Annotated in this window: 21 protein-coding genes; 12 read left to right on the plus strand and 9 right to left on the minus strand. The window is 55.1% G+C overall.

The genetic code is table 11. The annotated features are described in order from the left end of the window. Window positions 1–185: 185 nt before the first annotated feature. From AC6I8P_RS19730 to AC6I8P_RS19755, 6 genes are all read left to right on the plus strand, one after another. Window positions 186–1199: a Gfo/Idh/MocA family protein gene (locus AC6I8P_RS19730; RefSeq protein ID WP_058770457.1), complete on the plus strand. Its 1014-nt coding sequence runs from the start codon at window positions 186–188 to the stop codon at window positions 1197–1199. Window positions 1200–1228: 29 nt separating this feature from the next. Further along, on the plus strand, window positions 1229–2497 hold the full coding sequence (locus AC6I8P_RS19735; RefSeq protein ID WP_348879502.1) for an ABC transporter substrate-binding protein: 1269 nt from the start codon (window positions 1229–1231) through the stop codon (window positions 2495–2497). A 68-nt stretch (window positions 2498–2565) separates the two neighbouring features. After that, window positions 2566–3426, plus strand: a complete 861-nt coding sequence (locus AC6I8P_RS19740) for a carbohydrate ABC transporter permease (RefSeq protein WP_058775541.1) — start codon at window positions 2566–2568, stop codon at window positions 3424–3426. After that, window positions 3419–4246, plus strand: a complete 828-nt coding sequence (locus AC6I8P_RS19745) for a carbohydrate ABC transporter permease (protein WP_058781342.1) — start codon at window positions 3419–3421, stop codon at window positions 4244–4246. Before AC6I8P_RS19740 ends, AC6I8P_RS19745 begins: the two co-directional genes overlap by 8 nt. A gap of 24 nt (window positions 4247–4270) precedes the next feature. Beyond that, a complete protein-coding gene (locus tag AC6I8P_RS19750) occupies window positions 4271–5416 on the plus strand; it encodes an ABC transporter ATP-binding protein (RefSeq protein WP_498031273.1) in 1146 nt (381 codons plus the stop codon). Window positions 5417–5665: 249 nt separating this feature from the next. After that, a complete protein-coding gene (locus AC6I8P_RS19755) occupies window positions 5666–6208 on the plus strand; it encodes a hypothetical protein (protein WP_481658104.1) in 543 nt (180 codons plus the stop codon). Between the two features lie 236 nt (window positions 6209–6444). Here AC6I8P_RS19755 and AC6I8P_RS19760 read toward each other — a convergent pair whose 3' ends face one another. Next, window positions 6445–7392 (minus strand): sulfonate ABC transporter substrate-binding protein, encoded by a 948-nt coding sequence (locus AC6I8P_RS19760; RefSeq protein ID WP_481658105.1) that lies wholly within the window; start codon window positions 7390–7392, stop codon window positions 6445–6447. Window positions 7393–7634: 242 nt separating this feature from the next. Here AC6I8P_RS19760 and AC6I8P_RS19765 point away from each other — a divergent pair, with 242 nt between their 5' ends. The 3 genes from AC6I8P_RS19765 (at window position 7635) to AC6I8P_RS19775 (ending at window position 10869) form a co-directional block, all read left to right on the plus strand. After that, window positions 7635–9689 (plus strand): FUSC family protein, encoded by a 2055-nt coding sequence (locus AC6I8P_RS19765; RefSeq protein WP_481658106.1) that lies wholly within the window; start codon window positions 7635–7637, stop codon window positions 9687–9689. Window positions 9690–9795: 106 nt separating this feature from the next. Then, window positions 9796–10017, plus strand: a complete 222-nt coding sequence (locus AC6I8P_RS19770) for a YdgH/BhsA/McbA-like domain containing protein (protein WP_010615756.1) — start codon at window positions 9796–9798, stop codon at window positions 10015–10017. A gap of 150 nt (window positions 10018–10167) precedes the next feature. Beyond that, entirely contained in the window at window positions 10168–10869 is a 702-nt protein-coding gene (locus tag AC6I8P_RS19775) for an aspartate/glutamate racemase family protein (protein ID WP_481658107.1), read from the plus strand. A 125-nt stretch (window positions 10870–10994) separates the two neighbouring features. Here the strand turns inward: AC6I8P_RS19775 and AC6I8P_RS19780 are convergent, their stop codons facing one another. The 6 genes from AC6I8P_RS19780 to AC6I8P_RS19805 all read right to left on the minus strand — a co-directional run bounded on the left by AC6I8P_RS19780 (window position 10995) and on the right by AC6I8P_RS19805 (window position 15866). Further along, window positions 10995–12266 (minus strand): alanine racemase, encoded by a 1272-nt coding sequence (locus AC6I8P_RS19780; RefSeq protein ID WP_481658108.1) that lies wholly within the window; start codon window positions 12264–12266, stop codon window positions 10995–10997. An 11-nt stretch (window positions 12267–12277) separates the two neighbouring features. Further along, a complete protein-coding gene (locus AC6I8P_RS19785; RefSeq protein ID WP_021508752.1) occupies window positions 12278–13015 on the minus strand; it encodes an amino acid ABC transporter ATP-binding protein in 738 nt (245 codons plus the stop codon). After that, on the minus strand, window positions 13012–13656 hold the full coding sequence (locus AC6I8P_RS19790) for an amino acid ABC transporter permease (RefSeq protein WP_021508751.1): 645 nt from the start codon (window positions 13654–13656) through the stop codon (window positions 13012–13014). Before AC6I8P_RS19790 ends, AC6I8P_RS19785 begins: the two co-directional genes overlap by 4 nt. Next, a complete protein-coding gene (locus AC6I8P_RS19795) occupies window positions 13653–14390 on the minus strand; it encodes an amino acid ABC transporter permease (RefSeq protein ID WP_021508750.1) in 738 nt (245 codons plus the stop codon). Before AC6I8P_RS19795 ends, AC6I8P_RS19790 begins: the two co-directional genes overlap by 4 nt. Before the next feature lie 53 nt (window positions 14391–14443). Continuing rightward, a complete protein-coding gene (locus AC6I8P_RS19800; protein ID WP_021508749.1) occupies window positions 14444–15280 on the minus strand; it encodes an ABC transporter substrate-binding protein in 837 nt (278 codons plus the stop codon). 193 nt (window positions 15281–15473) lie between these two features. Beyond that, complete coding sequence (locus tag AC6I8P_RS19805; protein WP_021508748.1) at window positions 15474–15866, minus strand: RidA family protein; 393 nt, start codon at window positions 15864–15866, stop codon at window positions 15474–15476. A gap of 381 nt (window positions 15867–16247) precedes the next feature. On the opposite strand from AC6I8P_RS19805, the gene AC6I8P_RS19810 reads away from it, so the two are divergent. The 3 genes from AC6I8P_RS19810 (at window position 16248) to zigA (ending at window position 19634) form a co-directional block, all read left to right on the plus strand. Further along, complete coding sequence (locus tag AC6I8P_RS19810; RefSeq protein ID WP_010615761.1) at window positions 16248–17000, plus strand: IclR family transcriptional regulator; 753 nt, start codon at window positions 16248–16250, stop codon at window positions 16998–17000. A 150-nt stretch (window positions 17001–17150) separates the two neighbouring features. Beyond that, entirely contained in the window at window positions 17151–18257 is a 1107-nt protein-coding gene (locus AC6I8P_RS19815) for an ABC transporter substrate-binding protein (RefSeq protein WP_498031274.1), read from the plus strand. Window positions 18258–18416: 159 nt separating this feature from the next. Then, window positions 18417–19634: a zinc metallochaperone GTPase ZigA gene (gene zigA, locus AC6I8P_RS19820; protein WP_498031275.1), complete on the plus strand. Its 1218-nt coding sequence runs from the start codon at window positions 18417–18419 to the stop codon at window positions 19632–19634. A 41-nt stretch (window positions 19635–19675) separates the two neighbouring features. On the opposite strand, the gene AC6I8P_RS19825 is transcribed toward zigA, so the two are convergent. Together AC6I8P_RS19825 and AC6I8P_RS19830 are read right to left on the minus strand one after the other, a co-directional pair. Beyond that, a complete protein-coding gene (locus tag AC6I8P_RS19825; RefSeq protein WP_413676803.1) occupies window positions 19676–19909 on the minus strand; it encodes a hypothetical protein in 234 nt (77 codons plus the stop codon). Window positions 19910–19966: 57 nt separating this feature from the next. After that, on the minus strand, window positions 19967–20647 hold the full coding sequence (locus AC6I8P_RS19830; RefSeq protein WP_282954579.1) for an O-methyltransferase: 681 nt from the start codon (window positions 20645–20647) through the stop codon (window positions 19967–19969). Between the last annotated feature and the right edge of the window lie 81 nt (window positions 20648–20728).

A 20728-nucleotide genomic window follows, 5' to 3' on the forward strand; every position in this document is an offset into this window, starting at 1 on the left:
TCAGGATCAGGCGTTATAACAAGTTAAATATGTTGCAAAAATATTGATTTAACGCTGATTGCGTTGATATACAACTAATTTTTACTTTGGTATTAATCTGGACTTATTCTGGCATGTTATTTGAATCAACTGATATGCCGCGGGAACGTTATGTAGTTTTCAAACCAGGTACTGAGGAAAGTGAAATGACAGACAGCGTTATTAAAGTATGCGTCATTGGCGCAGGTTTCATGGGAGCAATGCATGCCCGCATCTGGCAGCAGATGTATGGCGTTGATGTGGTTGGCGTGGCCGACCCGGACCTGTCCCGCAGTGAAGCGCTGAAGGAGTGGATCCCGAAGCTGAACTGCTATGAAGATTTTAACCAGATGCTGGATCAGGAAAAACCCAACATCGTCAGCATCTGCACCAAGGATGATTTCCACCTGGCACCGGCCCTCGCGGCCGCCAGAGTGGGTGCGCACATCTTCCTGGAAAAACCAATTGCCGCAACGATGGAAGACGGCGAAGCCATCATCCGCGCTGCCCGCGATGCCAACGTGAAGCTGGGTATTGGCTTCCTGCTGCGTTTCGACCCGCGCTACTCCCGTGCTCAGGAAATTCTGGCGACCGGTAGCGCAGGCGAAGTCAGCCACATTACTGCTCGTCGTAACAGCCCGGCAATTGAAGGTCCGGCCCGTTACGGTGGCAGCCTGCCGTTGCCGCTGCACGTTACGGTGCACGACGTGGACATGATCCTGTGGCTGCTGAAGCACACCCAGCCGGTGAGCGTGTATGCGCAGACCACCAACAAGTTGCTTGGCCATCTGGGTACCGAAGATTCCGTGTTCGCCATCATTCGCTTCGCGGACAGCACCGTCGTGAATCTGGAAAGCTCCTGGGCACTGCCGGCCGGTTCACGCACGCTGCTCGATGCCAAAATGTCGATCTTGTCGACAAAAGGGCTGATTGAAATTGAATGCGGTGAGTCAGGACTGTATCACGCGTCCGAAACGGCTAACCGTTATATCGACACCCAGCACTGGCCACTGAGCCAGGGTGAAATCAAAGGCGACCTGCGTGAAGAGCTGATGTCGTTCCTCGGTGATGTCCGCAACGGCACGACGACAGTCGCGACCGGTGAAGAAGCTAACGAGGCGCTGCGCATTACGCTTGCCATTATGGACTCCGCCCGTACCGGCGAAATCGTCCGGGTCTGACATTCTGACTGAATAAACCAGGTGATGAGATGAGCATAAAAAAAATGGGTATTGCAGGTGTTATTGGCACACTTCTGCTGGCAGGCAACGCCAGCGCCGAGGAAACCCTACGTGTACTGCTTGAAGGACACAGCACCAGTGATTCCATCAAAGCGCTTTTGCCGGAATTCGAAAAAGAGACCGGTATTAAGGTTCAGGCAGAAATTGTACCTTACAACGATCTTACCTCTAAAGCCTTGCTGGCCTTCTCCTCGCACAGCGGACGTTACGACGTCGTTATGGACGACTGGGTTCACGCCGTGGGTTACGCCTCGGCAGGCTATATCACACCCGTTGATAAGTGGATGAAGAGTGATACCAAATTTTATGACAAAGCGGATCTGGTACCGAGCTATGCAGATACGCTGCGTTATAAAGATGCTTATTACGGCCTGCCGGTATACGGTGAGAGTACCTTCCTGATGTATCGCAAAGACCTGTTCGAGCAGTACGGTATCGCCGTGCCGAAAACCTTTGATGAGCTGACCGCAGCCGCTAAAACCATCAAGGAGAAAACGAACGGTCAGGTCGCGGGTATCACTCTTCGCGGCGCACAGGGTATTCAGAACACCTTTGCGTGGGCTGCCTTCCTGTGGGGCTACGGCGGCCAGTGGATCGACAGTAACGGCAAGTCTGCCATCTCATCACCCGAGGCGATTGCAGCTACAAATGCGTTCGTGAATATCCTGAAAAATTACGGCCCGATTGGTGCGGCTAACTTTGGCTGGCAGGAAAACCGTCTGGTGTTCCAGCAGGGCAAAGCGGCGATGACCATCGACTCTACCGTGAACGGTGGTTTCAATGAAGACCCGAAACAATCTTCAGTCGTCGGGAAAGTCGGTTATGCCCCGGTTCCTGCACAGCCGGATGATCATCCGGGGAACAGCGGCGCACTTCAGGTTCACGGTATGTTCATCAACAGTGACAGTAAGCATCAGGATGCCGCCTGGAAATTCATCAGTTGGGCAACCGCCAGCCAGACGCAGATGAAATCAGTTGAGCTGAATCCGAACGCTGGTGTGAGTTCGCTCAGCGCCATTAACAGTGATGCTTTTGCTCAGCGCTATGGCGCTTTCAAGGACGGCATGCTTGCTGCTCTGAAGAACGGAAACGCGAAATATCTGCCTACCGTGCCGCAGGCTACGCAGATCATCAATATCACCGGCATTGCCCTGTCTGAAGCGCTGGCTGGCACCCAGTCTGTTGAAAGCGCACTGAAGGCCGCGAACACCCGTAACAATAAAGCGTTGTCTCGTTAACCTTTCTCCCTCAGTGCGTTCAGGCGTGCTGAGGGAAATGAATTTCTTACGCAGATCCAGGTAAAACTATGAAAGCAAAACTCACGCAGCAGGCGTTTACTCTGCCGTTATTGATTGTATTGCTGCTGGTTTCGTTCTACACGCTGGGTTACGCCATCTATTTGTCCGTGTATGACATCGATTTGATGTCGCCACCGCCGTTTGATTTCATCGGTCTGGCGAACTTCATTGAGGTGCTGAAAGAACCCCGCATGTGGCTCTCTCTGTGGCATACGCTGGTCTATGTGGCGGGCTCTACGGTGGCAGAGCTGGTACTCGGCAGTGCCATTGCGCTGTTCATCAGTCGCGACTTTTTTGGCCGCAAGCTGGTACGAGCGCTGTTACTTTTACCCATGATAGTGACCCCCATCGTGGCGGGACTTATCTGGCGTATTTTCTACGATCCTAATGCCGGGCTGTTCAACTGGATCGCGGGCATGTTTGGCATCGCGCCAATTGACTGGTTAGGCAATCCCGGCACGGCAATGGCCTCGCTGATTCTGGCGGATATCTGGCAGTGGACGCCTTTCATTATCCTGCTGGTATCCGCAGGGCTGGACGCGTTACCAAATGAACCTCTTGAAGCGGCTGAGCTGGATGGTGCACGTAGCTGGCGGCTGCTGGCCTTCATCAAGCTGCCGATGATGAAGCCCATCATTCTTATGGCGCTATTCCTGCGCATGATTGATGCGTTCAAATCTTTTGACCTGATTTATGTTATGACCCGTGGCGGCCCGGCCCTGGCGACGGAAACCACCAACATGTACGCCTACCTCACCGGGTTCCAGGATTTTCGTATCAGCGCAGCGGTGGTGATTGCCATCATCAACACGCTGCTGGTGATCGTGGTGCTGTCATTCGCCAGTAAGAAGGTAATGAAAGATGAGTGATTCACTGAAGTTTATCTGTCGGAGAACCGGCTTCTGGCTGGTGCTGATAGTCATACTGGCGTTTTTCCTGCTGCCGATCTACTGGCTCGTGACAATGTCATTTAAAACGTACTTAGATGCCTTCGCCATGCCACCAAAGCTCTGGTTTACGCCGATACTGGACAACTATCGACAGGTGCTGAGCAATGGCGATTTCATTCGCGCATTCGGTAACAGTCTGCTGATTTCGCTGGTCTCAACGTTCCTGTGCCTGGTATTCGGGTCGCTCTTTGCCTACGGACTGGTGTTCTTTATTGAGCGAAAAGGACAGGCTAAGCAGTTCATCATGAGCCTGCGCTACGCACCGGTCATTATGCTGGTTATCCCGGTGTATTACCTCATTACGAAGCTTGGCATGACGGATAACTATCTGGTGCTGATTCTGGTTTACACCGTAGCTAACGTGCCATTTACCATTCTGATGATCACTACTTTCTTTGAAGATATTCCCCCTGAAATTCGTGAAGCGGCGCGCGTTGATGGTGCCAGCGAATGGCGCGTGTTTCGCAGTGTCATGCTGCCGCTGGCAAGAACCGGCCTGGCCGCATCAGGCGTATTGACGCTGTTCTTTATCTGGAATGAATTCCAGATTGTCCTGACGCTCTCTGGCGACTCTACACAGACGCTGCCAGTCGCGATCACCTCATTCCTGACCTTCCAGGGGACAGAGTGGGGGCCGCTGACTGCGGCAGGAACCCTGGTGATGCTGCCGATGCTGGTGCTCGGTCTGCTGGTACAAAAACATCTGGTGCGCGGTTTAACCATGGGCGGCGTCAAGTAGCTCAGAAGAGAGGAGTATTGAATTATGTCAGGTATACGTCTGAGCAATGTGTTTAAGCGCTTTCACGATACGCAGGTTATCAATCAGGTCGATCTTGAAATTAAACACGGCGAGTTTTGCGTGTTTATCGGGCCATCAGGCTGCGGTAAGTCCACGCTGCTGCGTATGATCGCCGGGCTGGAGACCATCTCCTCGGGTGAAATTCGCATCGGCGATAGGGTCGTCAATAAGCTGGCACCCGCCGATCGCGGTGTAGCGATGGTATTCCAGAGCTACGCGCTTTATCCGCACATGACTATTTACGACAACATGGCGTTTAACCTAAAGCTCGCTAAAACCGAAAAGGCGGAGATTGAGTATCGCGTGCTGAATGCGGCCAAAATTCTGCAGCTTGAGCCGTTACTTCAGCGTCTTCCGAAAGCGCTCTCCGGTGGACAGCGTCAGCGCGTGGCCATCGGGCGCGCGATTGTGCGTAACCCGGAGGTGTTCCTGTTTGACGAACCGTTGTCGAATCTGGACGCGTCGCTGCGTGTAGCAACCCGCGTGGAAATCGCCAGGCTGCACCATAAACTTGGCAATACGATGATTTACGTCACGCACGATCAGGTTGAAGCCATGACGCTTGCCGATAAGATTGTGCTGCTGAACAGTGGCGCGTCCATGCTCAATGAAGGTTCAATTGCGCAGGTGGGTCATCCGCTTGAACTCTATCACCACCCGGTCAATGCGTTTGTCGCCGGCTTTATCGGCTCACCCAAAATGAACTTCCTTCCTGCAGAGTTGATCAATAGCAGCGCGCAGAGCAGCAAAGTCCGGCTGGGTCATGCAGGAGAGGTCATTGATGTTGAGGTCAATACCGCCGTGGCGCAGTCCGGTGAGAAGGTGAAAGTAGGCATTCGTCCTGAGCATCTGCGTCTGTGCAGTAAGTCTGACGCGCATCTTACAGGTCAGATCCAGCACATAGAGCATCTGGGGGAAGCCGCCTACTTTTACATTGCGGTAGAAGGCTTCGATCCTGTTCTGGTTAAACATGCGGAAGAGCTGGAGCTGAGCCTGGGTGATGACGTTGGGCTGATGATCCCGCCACAGCACGCACATCTGTTTGATGAAAAAGGCGTGGCCTTCCGCCGCACAGCCCTGGCCGTACAGAAACAGTTTGCTGCAGCTTAAGCCTCAGATGATATCTGTAAAAACAAAACCGGGCTTTTGCCCGGTTTTGTTTATCCTGATGAAAACTGACATGGGCTGGCCGACGCTGAGCGTGATGTAACTGAAGGTGGCCAGGTAGCCATTAGGGGACTTAATCGAGAAAGGATGGAACCTGTACGCAGCCTGCTTCCTGTAACATAAATCAAGTTTTCAAAGAGGCTGCCGTTAATACCTTTGGCTTATAAGTATAAAATCAACAGAGTGTGATCGGTGAATATCAAACTTACTTTAGCAGTCTTGACCTCAACATTCTTGCTCTCAGGCTGTTCTGCATTGCTGCCGTTAAATTACAAATCGTATAACGGTAAAGATGCCGCCACTGTGGTGATACAACAGAGGGAAGAGCAAAGTGGGATGCTTTATATCTTGTTCTACGAGAAAAAAGGCGAATGCTATGATCGCATAGAGCGCTTTCAACTAAGCCCTAATATGTGGGATATGAGTAAGAAACTCATAGTGCAAAAAGTACCACCGGGCAAACTAATTGCTATACAGCAGATTTACAATGCCAAAGATCCTGTAGTGACTATGACCACGTCTACAACCTACACTGGTGTGCAGTGGATCCCTATCATTTCTCAGCCGGGTAAGCGTTACTACTTTGCGGTTAACTATGGTGTTCGTGAAGTTCCAGCTGGTTACCCCATTAGCGTGAATACCGCCCCAGCACAGGTGTTCAGCGAATTCAAACAAGTTCCCCAACCTAACTGGGATGCACACAAGATTTGTAAGCATCTTATTGGCGGAAGCTAATGCCAGCCTGATGCCAGAAGCGGACATACAGAAATCCGTCGGATGATGCTTAACATAAGCCGTTAACGTTCGGATATGGCAATGTAAGAACTTTCGTGAAGATTTATCGACGTAAAAGCGGAGGACCATGAGTTTTCCCGCAGGATGCGGTAACTTACCGTCCGGCCGTGGAAAACAGGCTTACTCCGCTTCAGGTCAGGCCCAGATCGCCCGACCTTTCAGATTTAACAAAAAGCTTATTTTTTATCCAGCGACCAGGTCGCGCTGCGCACATCGACTTTCACCGGCAGCAGGCCGACGCGGGTGAAGGTGTCCGCCAGCGCCTGCTGTTCCGCAAACACCTGCGGTGACATGCGTGACGCGCCATAAGGCAGGCGTTGCAGCGTGGTCTGCCAGATGGATTTATCCAGACCGGTGGATTTCGCCAGAATCGCGGCGGCTTCATCCTGATGCTGATTGGCCCAGTTGCTCAGTTTGCTCAACTCGTCAACCACCTGCTTAGCCGTTTGCGGGTGGTTTTCGGCAAACGGGCGGCTGGCAAGATAGAAGGTGTAGTGCGGCACCAGACCTTCGGCGTTGCGCACTTCACGCGCGCCGGCGTTGGCTTCGACCTCAGCCAGGTAAGGATCCCAGATCACCCAGGCATCGATTGCGCCCTTCTGGAAGGCGGCGCGCGCATCGGCCGGCGGCAGGTAAACCGGCGTGACATCTTTATAGTTCAGCCCGGCATCTTCCAGCGCTTTCACCAAAAGATAATTGACGTCTGAACCCTTGTTCAGGCCAACGCGTTTGCCTTTGAGATCGGCCACGCTTTTGATGGGTGAGTCTTTCGGTACTACGATAGCTTCGGTTTTAGGGTTGGCGGGTGAATGTCCGAGATAAATCAGATCGGCTTTTGCCGCCTGCGCAAAGGCGGGTGGCGCATCGCCGGTGGCGGCCAGATCGATACTGCCCACGTTCAGCCCTTCCAGCATTTGCGGGCCGGCGGGAAATTCCACCCAGCGCACCACGATACCCTCTTTTTTGAATGTCTCATCCAGCGTGCCGCGATATTTCAGCAGCGCAAAAATGTTGGCTTTCTGATAGCCGATGGTGACGGTTTCCGGATTGGCGGCAAAGGCGTGCGTGGCGAGCAGGCCGAAGCTGAGTGCCAGTGCGCTCAGGGCAAAACGTTGTGCTTTCATGGGGCGTCTCTCGTGGTTTTTCCTCCATCCTGGCAAAGTTGCTATATAACCAATAAATAACTTTTTAGTATCGCTTATAACTCTAATTCCAGCCTGCATCAGTATTCACTGTAATGGGCAAGTTACATAGAGAACCGGATAATTAGCACGGTAATAATTTGTATAACAAATCAAAATGTCATCGCCGCAGGCTTCTGTCAGGATAAGCGATAACGTTGCCTGCTATAGGTTGCTCCCGTTCTATGAAGTGGTTTTCCCGAAGTGCCGTGCTGTTCTCTGCCAAAACCTGTCTGGCCGCCTTTCTGGCATTTTATCTTGCGCTGGAACTTAACCTGGACAAACCCGCCTGGTCACTGACCACCGTGTATGTTGCCTCGCAGCTTTATTCCGCTTCGACGGTGTCCAAATCGGTGTTTCGCTTTTTTGGCACCGTGCTGGGCGGGCTGTTTACTCTGTTGATCTATCCGGCTACGGTCCAGTCGCCGATGCTGTTCAGCCTGTGTATTTCACTCTGGGTTGCCGTCTGCCTGTATCTCTCGCTGCACGACCGCACGCCAAAAAGTTACGTCTTTATGCTGGCCGGCTACAGCGCCGCCATTATGGGCTTTCCCGATGTGACCTCGCCCGGCGCCATTACCTATACGGTAATTTCCCGCATTGAGGAAATCACCGTGGCGATTGTCTGCAGCAGCCTTGTGCATCGGCTGATCTTCCCGGTTTCGATGCGCCATTTGCTCGAACAGAGCGTCGGGCTGTGGTATCAGAACGCGCGTAAATTGTGTAGCGAGCTGATGACGGCGATGCCCGCGGCAAAATCGCTGGAGCGCGAGGATATTCTGGTGCAGATGGCCAACTATCCGCTCAACGTCGAAACGCTGATCACCCACTGCGTCTATGAAGGGGATGCCGCGCGGCGGCTGGTGCGGCTGGTCAGCGTTCAGTATCAGCATCTGTCGTACCTGATCCCGACGCTCACCGCCATTGAATCGCGGCTGAATCTGCTGGCACAGCAGCAGATCCGCTTTCCCGATTATGTCGCGACGGCTTTTCAGCAATTTTTACAATGGCTGAACGGCGACGCGCAGCAGCCGGTGCGCGATCGCCTCACCGACGCTCAGGAGCAGCTGCTGCAGGCCTGGCGCGCAGGGCGGCTTAACAGTGAAGAGAGCATTTTGCTCATCGGCCTGCTGGAACGGTTACTCAATTTTGTCCGTATTGCTGATGCTTACCACAGCGTCAGCGAGCGCGTCAGTGACTGGACGCCAGCGGTGAAACCGGGCAAGGCGTCACGCGCGCACAAGCATGTCGATAAAGGTCTGCTGCTGCTGTCGTGCTTTACCGCCTTTATTGCCACCTTTGCCAGCTGCCTGTTCTGGATTGGCAGCGGCTGGCGTGATGGTTCAACCGCGCCGATGATGGCGGCGGTGCTGTGTTCGTTCTTCGCCGGGCTGGATAGCCCCATCGCACCGATGAAGCTGTTTCTGAAGGGCGTACTGATCTCCATGGCGATCAGCCTGATTTACGTCACGCTGCTGATCCCGCAGGCGGTGACGTTTGAAGCGCTGGTGATTTGCCTCGCGCCGGGATTGTTTGCTTTAGGGCTGGTGATTGCCAATCCGTCCACCAACCTGATCGGTCTCATCGTCGCCACGCAGATCCCCGGTTTGATCGGCATGAGCCACCATTTCAAACCCGATTTGCAGCTTATAGTGAATGCCATGATCTCCACGCTGGTGGGCATTGCTGTTGCGCTGGTGCTGACGCTGCTGATTCGCAACAAACGCCCGGCGTGGACGGCCACGCGTGCGCTGCGCAAAGGCATTCGCGATCTGCTGCAGTTTATTACCGCGCTGCGCATGAACACCGCCACGCTGACGGCGCGGCAGCAATTTGTCGCACGCACGCTGGACAGGGTAAACGTGATTCTGCCGCGTAAACGCGTCGATCCGGCACCGGAACTGGTGGCGGGCGGTAACCTGATTGCGGAAGCCTGGCTCGGGGCTAACTGCTATGACTATTACACCCGTCATCGGCACCTGCTGCTGGCGAACCAGATAGAAAGCGCAGCCATGTTTCACGAGCTGAGCCAGTTTCTTAAGCAGCGGCTGAAAACGCTGGACAGCACGCCGTCGCCAGCGCTTTTGCATGAGCTTGATGTGTTGCTGCTACGGCTGGAGGCGGCGGCGCAGCAGGAAAATGCGCTGTTTGCGCCGCTGTTTCATCTGTTCAATATCCGTCTGTCGCTCTTTCCTGGCGCGCGCTGGCCGCAGCCGCTGCCAGAGCAAAACAGCACATAGTGTGATTAAGATCGCACTTTTTGTTAGGTCGGTAATAATAACAATGGTTACTATAACTCCCATGCAGAGCATTCAGCTCTGACCCAAACATTGAAGGAATATGACCATGAAAAACGTAAAAACTCTGACCATCGCTGCTGTTGCTGCTCTTTCTATGATCTCTTTCGGTAGCTTCGCCGCTGAAAGCATCTCCGTTCACGGCAGCACCCTGGATAGTGCTGAAGCCCAGGTTGCCGCTCAGGCTAAAGCGAGTGGTGCAGACAGCTACAAAATCACCAGCGCCCGCGCAGACAACGGCGTGGACATGACTGCTGAGCTGTACAAATAATAACAATCCCTTTCTCCGTTAACGTGCTTAGCCCGGGTTATCCCGGGCTTTTTTGTGCCTGCGATGCGGTTCAGCGCCGCGACGCTTTCATGCCTTCATTGAATACCGTACAGTGCCAGACGAGCTAATTTCCGTGGGGAACGGTAACTGATGAAAATGATTGGCCTGATTGGCGGCATGAGCTGGGAATCCACCGCGCTCTATTACCGCATCATCAATGAACAGGTAAAGCAGCAGCTGGGCGGATTGCACTCGGCGCGCAGCCTGATGTACAGCGTCGATTTTCAGCAGATTGAGAAATTGCAGGTCGCCGGTGAATGGCAGCAGGCCGGTGAAATCCTGGCCGAAGCCGCCCGTAGCCTGGAGAAGGGCGGGGCGGATTTCATTGTGCTGTGCACCAACACCATGCACAAAGTCGCCGATCAGATCATCACGGCCACCCGCATTCCGCTGCTGCATATCGCTGACGCCACGGCACAACGCATTCGTCAGGCCGGCGTGAAACGCGTCGGTCTGCTGGCGACCGCGTTCACCATGGAGCAGGAATTCTATAAAGGGCGCCTTGAGCAGCAATATGACATCGAGGTGCTGGTACCGGACGCTACCGGACGTAAAACGGTGCACGACATTATTTATCAGGAGCTGTGCCTTGGCGTGATCCGTGAAGAATCACGCGCGCAGTACCGTGACATCATTGCTCAGCTGGTGGCACAAGGGGCTGAAGCCATTATCCTTGGCTGTACCGAAATCACGCTGCTGGTTAAAGCGGAGGATGCGGCGGTGCCGCTGTTCGATACCACATTAATCCATGCGCAGGACGCGGTGAAGCTGGCGCTGGCAACAAATAACTAGCCTGCTAATTATAAGCTGTGTTATTATGTGTTCATTGAAGGCACAACGCCGACCCGCATGGTCGCACAGGGATGTGCCAGAACTGGCTGCCAGTATTGGCAGCCTTTTTTGTGGCTGAAAAAGCGTCAGAACGCTGTTTCCAGTGAATCGGTGACGCAATAGTCATCATCCACCAACGGTAAATAGCGCCACTTATCAAATGCGGTACAGGGATGGGAAATGCCGCAGCCAATCCAGTCGCCCGGTTGCAGCGGATCGTCCGCCGGTAACTGCAAATAAGCGTGCTGATCGTTGACGTCGGTGATGCGCAAATGCGTGGCCGCGCGCGGTGCGCTGCCGTCCACCTGACGAATCCACAGCGGATTGGGCAGATCCTGATCGAACGGCACATCGCGCCGGCCGAAATCGACAAAGGCCAGCCCCGGCTCCGGACGCGATAACACGCGGCCCCAGATCTCCAGTGCGGCGCTGAAATGGTGCGTTGCACCCGGCTGCGCAAAGGGGGCAATGCGTGCATACAAGCCGCTGTCATGTGCCATGTACGCACCGGATCGAATCAGCGGCGTGACCGGCAGCGGCAACTGTGCCGCGCTGAAGCAGGCCGCGACCACATCGAACCACGCGCCACCGCCGGCGCTGAGAATAATTTCTCCGCTGGCAAACAGCTGGTGTTCAGCCAGCAGCGCGGCGGTCGCGATCATCATCTCGCAGTAATCTTTCACGCGCTGCACGCCTGCGGCATTGCGTCCGGCACCCAGCGCACCTTCATAACCGGCCACCCCCACCAGCTGCAGCGAGCGGCTGTCATAGATTGCCTGGGCGATTTCCAGCGCAGCCTGCGGCGAGCGACAGCCGGTGCGGCCGCCGCTGACCGACATCTCCAGCAGCACGGCGATCTGTGCGCCGCCGAGATGCTGCTCAAGCAGTTTTACGCCCTGCAGCGAATCCACATAACAGAGAAAGCCGTGGTCGGGATGCTGCTGTTGCCACTGGCCAATCCAGCGGATCCCGGCGGGATCGACCAGTTCATTGGCGAGAAACACGTTGCGGATGCCAAACTGGCGCAGCGCGCGCACCTGGGCCGGCGTCGCTGCGCTCAGGCCCCAGGCGCCGCCTTCACTGACGGCACGGCGCAGAATCGCCGGCGACATCGAGGTTTTGCCGTGCGCGGCCAGCATCACGCCGTTTTCCTGGCAGAACGCCGCCAGTTGCCGCAGGTTATTCTCCAGCGCCGATTGTTTCATCAGCATCAGCGGTGAGAAAACTTCAGGGCTGTTAAACACCGGCGTGCCGTTAGCCAGCGGCTGATTGCCCGTTCCGGCCACCGATTTAAACCGCGGCGCAGGCTGCAGCGCATCCAGCGCGCCGTCGGCCTGCAAAGGGAAGTGAATCGACATCCTGCCTCCTGTTAGTGTTCAAGCACGCGCGATAAAAACTGCTGGGTGCGCGGATTCTGCGGATTAACGAAAATCTGCTCCGGCGAACCCTGTTCGGCGATCACCCCCTGGTCCATAAACACCACGCGATCGGCGGTTTTACGCGCAAAGCCCATCTCATGCGTCACCACCACCATGGTCATGCCTTCCCGTGCCAGACTGCGCATCACTTCCATCACTTCACCAACCAGTTCGGGATCGAGCGCGGAGGTGGCTTCATCGAAGAACATGATTTTCGGCTCGACCGCCAGCGCGCGGGCAATCGCCACACGCTGTTGCTGCCCGCCGGACAGCTGAGCCGGATAGTGATGCGCACGCTCCGCCAGGCCAACGCGCGTCAGCGCCGCCATGCCGCGTTTGTTCGCTTCCGCTTCGGACAGCTTCTGCGCTTTAATCAGCGCCAGCGTCACGTTGCCGAGTGCGGTTTTATGCGGAAACAGGTTGAACTGCTGAAACACCATGCCGACGTGGCCGCAAATTTCACTGCTGCGTTTACGGTCGTGCAGCGGTACTTCATTGACCCAGATTTCGCCGCCGTCGGCGGTTTCCAGACCACTCATAATGCGCAGCACGGTACTTTTTCCCGAGCCGGAGGCGCCAATCAGCACCAGCACTTCGCCCGGCGACACGTCCAGGCTGATCTCTTTCAGTACCTGGGTTGCGCCAAAGGATTTGGTAATACGGCTCAGCGTAATGGCGGATTTGCTCATGATAACTGGCTCCTGGTTTGATGATGTTGAACCCAACGGGAAAGTGGAAAGCAGACAGCGAAGTAGAGCAGGGCGACCAGGCCGTAAACCACCACCGGCTGGCCAATGCGATCGACAATCGCCTGCCCCTGGTGCATCAGCTCCGACATGCCGATCATGCTGACAATCGACGTATCTTTGATTAGCGAAAGATACTGGCCCACCAGCGGCGGCAGTACGATGCCGCGCGTTTGTGGCAGCACTACGCTGAGAAACGTCTGGCGTTTTGATAATCCGAGAATCCACGACACTTCCCACTGCCCTTTCGGCACGGCTTCAATGCCGGCCCGGAACACTTCAGCAATGTAAGCGCCCTGATAAATGCTCAGGCCCAGAATGCCGGCGGCGAACAAATTGATTTCATAGCCAAAATAGGCCACGCCGAAGTAAATGAACATCAGGGTGATCAGCACCGGCGTGCCGCGAAACAGCTCGGTGTACAGCACGGCAATCTCTCTGGCGATCGGCAGACGACTGGTGCGAAGCACCGCGGCGAGTAAACCGAGCAGGGTGCTGCCGGCGATAGCGGCGATGGACAGCAGTAAGGTGATGACCAGCCCTTTCAGCAGGATTGGCAGCGAGCTGATGATGAGTTCACTCATAGCGCATTCTCCCGTTTCACTGGATTAATCAGCCATTTTTTTGCCCACCGCCAGCCGGACTTTTTTACCGGCGTCACCAGCGGCGGGTGGAACAGCCGGCGTCCGGCTACGGTGCCAAGCCATGAAAACAGGTTACTCAGCACCAGATACACCAGGGCAACGACGCTGAAAGTCTGGATATAAAGCAGGGTGCGCGCGTTAATTACCGTGGCGGTACCGGTCAGCTCCGGAAGGGCGATCGCCGAGAGCAGCGACGTACCGAGCAGCAGCTGAATCAGGTTATTGATGATCGCCGGCCAGACGGCGCGAGCCGCCTGGGGCAGCACCACGCTGAGAAAAATCTGGTGACGCGGAATGCCGAGGATATATGCCGCTTCCAGCTGCCCCTTCGCCACGGACTGAATACCGGCGCGGAAGGTTTCCGACAAATAGGCACCAACGTTAATCCCCAGTGCCAGCACCCCGGCGGTAAAAGCGCTCATGGTGATACCGAGCGACGGCAGGCCAAAAAAGATGATAAAAATTTGCAGCAGCACCGGCGTATTGCGGATGAATTCAACATAACAGTGGCTGATCCAGCGCAGCGGCGCCAGCGGTGAAGATTTCGCCAGCGCGGCCAGCAGACCGAGCGCCACCGCCAGCGCGAACGCCAGCAGGGTAACCTGCAGCGTGAGCCACGCGGCCTCCAGAAAGGTGTCGGCGTAACGCCACAGGGTTAGCCATTGATAACTCATGGTATGACTCCTTCAGGCGGCGCAGCCTGTGCGACTGCGCCGTGGGCGGACAATCAGTATTGCGGATTCAGCGGATAACGTGGTTTGCTGCCGAACCATTTCTCATACAGCTGGGCGTTCTCACCGGATGCGTTGATTTCAAACAGGAATTCGTTGAGGTAATTGGTCCATACCTGGTCGCCCTGTTTCACCCCAAAGGCGTTGTACTCCAGTGGTACCAGCGCTTCGTTAGTTACGGCCAGTGACGGATCGAGCTTCGCCTGGTAAGCGAGGAAGTTGTTATCCTCGATCATCGCATCGGCCTGGCCCTGTTTGACGGCCAGAATCGCCGCCTGAGATGAGTCGTACTCCTGAATTTTCACGTCGATGCCGAGGTTGCGCACTTCGTCGCCATTGGTCGAGCCTTTCACCGTGGCAATGGTTTTGCCGGCCATGTCATGCGCAGACTGAATGCCGCTGTTTTTGCGCACCAGCATTGCCTCACTGGCTACTACGTACGGATGGGTGAAGCCAATCTCTTTGGCACGTTCCAGATTGCGGGTGAAGTTACAAAACACCACATCGACTTTGTTGGTTTGCAGATTAGGGATGCGGTTGGCGCTGGTGGTGTTGACCATTTCCAGCTTCACGCCCATCTCTTTGGCCAGCGCTTTCGCCAGGTCAACGTCGTAACCATCCGGGTTGCCGTCTTTGTCATAAAAACCGAACGGTGCGAAGCTCAGGCAGTCACCGACGCGCAATGTGCCGCGCTGCAGCACGGTTTGCAGCGCCGACTGTGGCGCAGCGCCAGCCTCTTTTTTCTCTTCGGTGGGCGTACAGCCTGCTATCGCCAGCAAGACCAGCGCACCGGCCACGGTTTTGGCACTTAATTTCAGCGATGTTGCATTCATCTTTATGCTCTCTTTAAATGTTTGACGAGACGGCGTTATTCCGCATCACCCGTTTAATAGACGATAGCCAGCGCAGCGGCCGCACCGCGTATTTCGGGTTATTTTTTTGAAAAAGCAAATGCACTAATTAATATCAGGCTGGCCTGGTGTTGGCGAAGAAAATGAACATCGCAGCCTGGTTGAACGGTATTACTTATTTACGATCGGCGCGGAAACATTTCATGTCCACTTCGACTTTGCAGTCGACCACTAAATCCTGCACGCTACAAATACGCGCCGGTGGATGACCACTGAATATCTCACTGAATACTTTGTTGAAAGAACTGAAATAACGCGCGTCGGTCAACACCGCCGTCACATGGACCACATCCTCCACGCGATAACCCGCTTCGCGCATGATGGTGAGGCAGTTGTCGAACGCTAACTGTGTCTGTTCGATGATGCCGCCCTCTACTACTTCGCCGTCGCGCATCGGCGTCTGGCCTGAGATATACAGCCAGCCATCGGCCTCAACGGCGCGGGCGAACGGCAATTTTTGCCCGCCGGTACCGGTACCGCCCTCAATGCCATAACGTTTGATCGTCATGTCTTTCTGCTCCTTTGCACACTTCTGTTTCTGTCTGATATACCAGACTGCTATCTGCAATACCGGATAGGACGAGATTTGCACAGCTGTTGCTTTTTTGCAATATGGCAATCGGCAATTAATTTTTTGCCGTGCTGGTGCGATCGCAAAATAAAATCCAGTGCCTGATTTTTTTGAATGAAAATGTGACCGCTATCGAATTTGACGGCGAAGCTCATCTTTTTTATGCGCCATAATGGGGCCCGAAAATAGCGCATGATAAATAAAGTCGCCGGAAAGATTTTTATTATGGCGGGGATGGGTAATTTCTTTTTCCGGGTGTATCATGCAGCTCTTTTTAAACGCAGATGAGTAGCACCATAACGACAGGGGAGTGAGCGTATGCCGGATGAAAAAACGTCCCGGGCACGCGGTGTTGACCGGGTTATTGATATTTTTCGCCAGCTGCATATCGCGCGTCAGCCTATGGCGATGCGGGATTTAATCGAAGCGACCGGTGCACCGCGCTCCAGTATTTATGAACTGGTCAGTTTGCTGAGTGAAGCGGGTCTGGTTGAGCTTGATGCGGAAGGTGCCGTATTTTTCGGTCGTGAAATGCACTATTACGGTGCGGACTACATGGCCCACAACGATCTAATCCGTCGTGCACATCAGCTTATGGTTGAGATCGTGGCGCGTCATGGCGAAACCGTCCAGCTGTGTATGCTGGAAGGTAACAAATACACCGTGGTGCTGTCGGAGAGCAACGCCCATCCGTTTAAAATCACCTCTGATATCGGTGTGCGCGTGCCGATCACCTGGACGGCGACCGGTCGTTTGCTGCTGAGTAACTGGTCGGACAGCGCCATTCTCGACCTGATTCCGGAGGAGGATTATCGGCTGGCCAGCGGTCAGATTCTCGATAAGCAGACCTTCCTTGAAGAGATTCACCGTGCCGGCCAGCTGGGCTACTGCATGACCGAAGGTCTGTCCGAAAGCTTTACCTGCTGTATGGCTGCACCGATTCGCTCGCGCAGCGGCCAGGCGGTTGCGGCGATCTGCTTTATGGTCAGCCGTGATACCCCGGCGGAACGCCGACAGATGCTGTTGCAGGAGCTGATCGCGTCCGGGCAAAAATTGTCTGATTTCACCTGAGCCGTTGCTTCGCCACAGCGGAATGCGGCGGGCTCCCGGCGCCGTATTATTCGCTTACAACCGCGTGCCGTCGGGTTTATTTTGCCGTGATTAAGGTTGTGTTAAGGTAATTGATAATAATAACTATTTCTTTTACCACGGAGTTTTGGCATGAAAACGCGCCTGTTACTGGCAATGGGGATTCTGGTCTCAACCGCAGCCTGCGCGACTGACTATCCGCTCACCGTCACCGACATGGATGGTCACACGCAAACAATCAGCAAAGAACCGCAGCACATCATTCTGCAGGATGGCCGCGATGTGTTGACGCTGGCGCTGCTCGATCGCGACAATCCGTTTAAACGTGTCGTGGCCTGGAACAATCTGCCGAAAAAGCAGGATACGCAAACCTGGGATATGCTAAAGCGCCGCTGGCCTGAAGCGACAAAAATTGTCGATATGGGTTTCAGCGATCAGGGCCAGGTTAATCTGGAAAGCGTGCTGGCGCAGAAACCGGATCTGATGATTGCGCAGCTGCGCGCTAAGCCGGCGCTGGAACAATCCGGCGTGCTGAGCACGCTGAACAACCTGCACATCCCGGTGCTGTTCGTCGATTATGAACTGCATCCGGCACAAAACACCGCCCCGAGCGTCACGCTGCTGGGCAAAGTGCTGAACCGCGAAAGCGAAGCCAAAGCCTACACCGATTTTTACCAGCAGCGCTTCGACCGCATCACGCAAGCCGTTGCGAAGGTCAAAAACAAACCCACGGTATTTATCGAACCCATTGCCGGTAACAGCGATAACTGCTGCTTTACCCACAGCCATAATGGCTGGGGTGGGCTGGTAGAAGCGGTCGGCGGCAAAAATATTGGTTCGGCACTGCTGCCAGGCAATGCCGGCTTTGTCGCGCTGGAAAAAATCATCGCCATGAAACCGGATGTTTACATCATGACCGGTTCAAAGCGGCCAAACAGCAACGTGCTGCCGTTTGGTTACGGCGTGCAGCCGCAGGAAGTACGTGCCACGTTCCAGACGTTATTGCAGCGTACCGGCCTGGCGCAAATCGCGCCGGTGAAGCAGGGGCGCGTGTATGGGGTGTATCATCACTTCTACAATCACCCGTACAACATTATCGGCATGGAAATCCTGGCGAAGGATCTCTATCCGCAGAAGTTTGCCGATCTCAAACCGGTGGCGGATTTCCATACCCTCGTGAAAACCTTCACTCAACTGCCGGACGATGCCATCGAACTGAGCTATCCGGACAACCAGTAATTGCCCGCAGCGGGCGCCCGGCCCGCTGTTCGCTTTCCCTGAAAGGCAAAATCCCCACAAAAAGTGCACGACGATCATGACACTGCATATTGTTATGTTATAACATATCAATATCAGCACCCCTTCAGGTGCGCGTGATGTCATTATTCAGGAGAGATTATGTCAGCTTTATCCACAAACGGCGGCTTCAGGCGGCTGCCGGTCACCGTACTCTCTGGCTTTCTCGGCGCCGGAAAAACCACTTTGCTTAACCATATTCTCAACAACCGCGAAGGCCGCCGCGTGGCGGTGATCGTCAACGATATGTCGGAAGTGAATATTGATGCCGCGCTGGTGCGCGAGGGCGGGGCGGCGTTGTCACGTACCGACGAGAAGCTGGTGGAAATGAGCAACGGCTGCATCTGCTGCACGCTGCGCGAAGATTTACTGCTGGAGGTCAACCGGCTGGCGAAAGAGGGGCGTTTTGATCATCTGGTGATTGAATCGACCGGCATCTCTGAGCCGCTGCCGGTGGCGGAAACCTTTACGTTTGCCGATGAAGAGGGGCAAAGCCTGTCCGCTGTGGCGGCGCTGGATACCATGGTGACCGTGGTGGATGGCTACAATTTCCTGCGTGACTATGATTCCAGTGAAAGCGTCCGCTCGCGCGGCGAATCGCTCGGCGAGGAGGATGAGCGCACGGTGGTCGATTTGCTGATCGATCAGATTGAATTCTGCGATGTGCTGATTCTCAACAAAACCGACCTGATTGATGCGGCGGAGCAGGCACGGTTGACCGCGATTCTGCACTCGCTCAATCCCCGTGCGCGGATTATTCGCGCGCAGTTTGGTCAGGTGGCGCTTGATCAGGTGCTGAATACCGGCCTGTTTGACTTCGATGCTGCGGCACAGGCCCCCGGCTGGCTGAAAGAGTTGCGCGGCGAGCACACGCCTGAAACTGAAGAGTACGGCATCCGCAGCTTTGTTTTCCGCGCGCGTCGTCCCTTCCATCCGCAGCGTTTTTACCAGGTGATTACGCAGCACATGCAGGGCGTGGTGCGGTCGAAAGGATATTTCTGGCTGGCAACCCGCCCGCGTCACGCCGGATCCTGGTCGCAGGCCGGCGGCGTTACGCGACAGGGGCTGGCCGGGATGTGGTGGGCCTGCGTGCCTGAAGATCGCTGGCCGCAGGACGCAGACACGCTGCATTACATCCGCGAAAACTGGCATGAAGGCACGGGGGATGCGCGGCAGGAGATGGTGATCATCGGTATCGATATGGATGAAACCGTGCTGCGTCAGCAGCTGCACCATGCGTTACTGACCGATGAGGAAATGTCGCTGGGGCCAGACGGCTGGACACAGTTGCCGGATCCGTTCCAGCCATGGTTTGACTGATGCGTCGCCGCGCAGCGGGCTGTGCGGCGACGAACCTATCATCATAACCCGCTATTCATCAGCCGCATCTGGGTGCAGAACGGACACTGACAGCCGCTCACCGCCGCCGCCAGGCGCGCATGCGCTTCGGCAATCGCCAGCGGCTGCGCCTGATCGGTGCTGGCAAGTGCGTTAGCCGGTTTCAGCGCCAGCTTCAATGGATCGATTTTCGCCTGAAATGCTCCCGCTTTCGCCGAAGCAAAAGCAATCACTAACAGTGGAACGGTAACCTTCATCGCAGCAACCTCAATCAGAGCACGGGATTGTAACGATATAACATAAATGTGGCGCTGTTAAGCGCCTTGATGCGGCGATCCCAGCCACATTGAAACTTCGACGCCATCAGCAAACGGCAGCGAGGTATAGAGGCGGCTGCCGTGCACCATTTCCAGATACTCCGGGCTGAAATCGGCATCATCGGCCACAATCAGGGCACCCGGACGCAACCAGGGCTGCACCAGCTGCAGAATCTCCGGATAGATCGCCTTCGCGCCATCCAGCACCAGCATATCAACGCTGGCTGGCAGGTCCTGACTCAGCGTGTCCAGCGCATCGCCCACGCGAATTTCAATCAGGTCACTGACGCCAGCATCGGCAAAATGATTGCGCGCCAGCGCCACTTTGCCCGGTTCAAACTCGCTGGTGATGATGCGGCCGCCGCCGTTATCGCGCACCGCCGCCGCCAGGTGCAGGGTGGAGAGACCAAACGAAGTGCCAAACTCAACGATATGCTGCGCCCGGCTGCTGCGCGCCAGCATATACAGCAGTTTGCCGGTTTCCCGCGAGACCGCCAGCGGCACATCTTTTAAATGACCGTAAAGTTCGCGGTAATCGGTTTTGCTCCGCAGCAGACGCGTTTGCTCCTCATCGGACATCACGCGAAACGCTTCATTGGTGGGATGCGCCATGTTATCCGCCAGCTCAAACAGATAGTTAAGCAGCGGTGCCAGCGGCGCGGAAGTCAGGGTGTTCATCATCGGGGTTCCTGCATCAGAAGATGGATTTTGCGTCAGGAACAGAATACGATGAATTACTCGCATTTCACTATTCGCGTT

It is taken from the genome of gamma proteobacterium symbiont of Lampromicra miyakona (genome assembly GCF_059730895.1).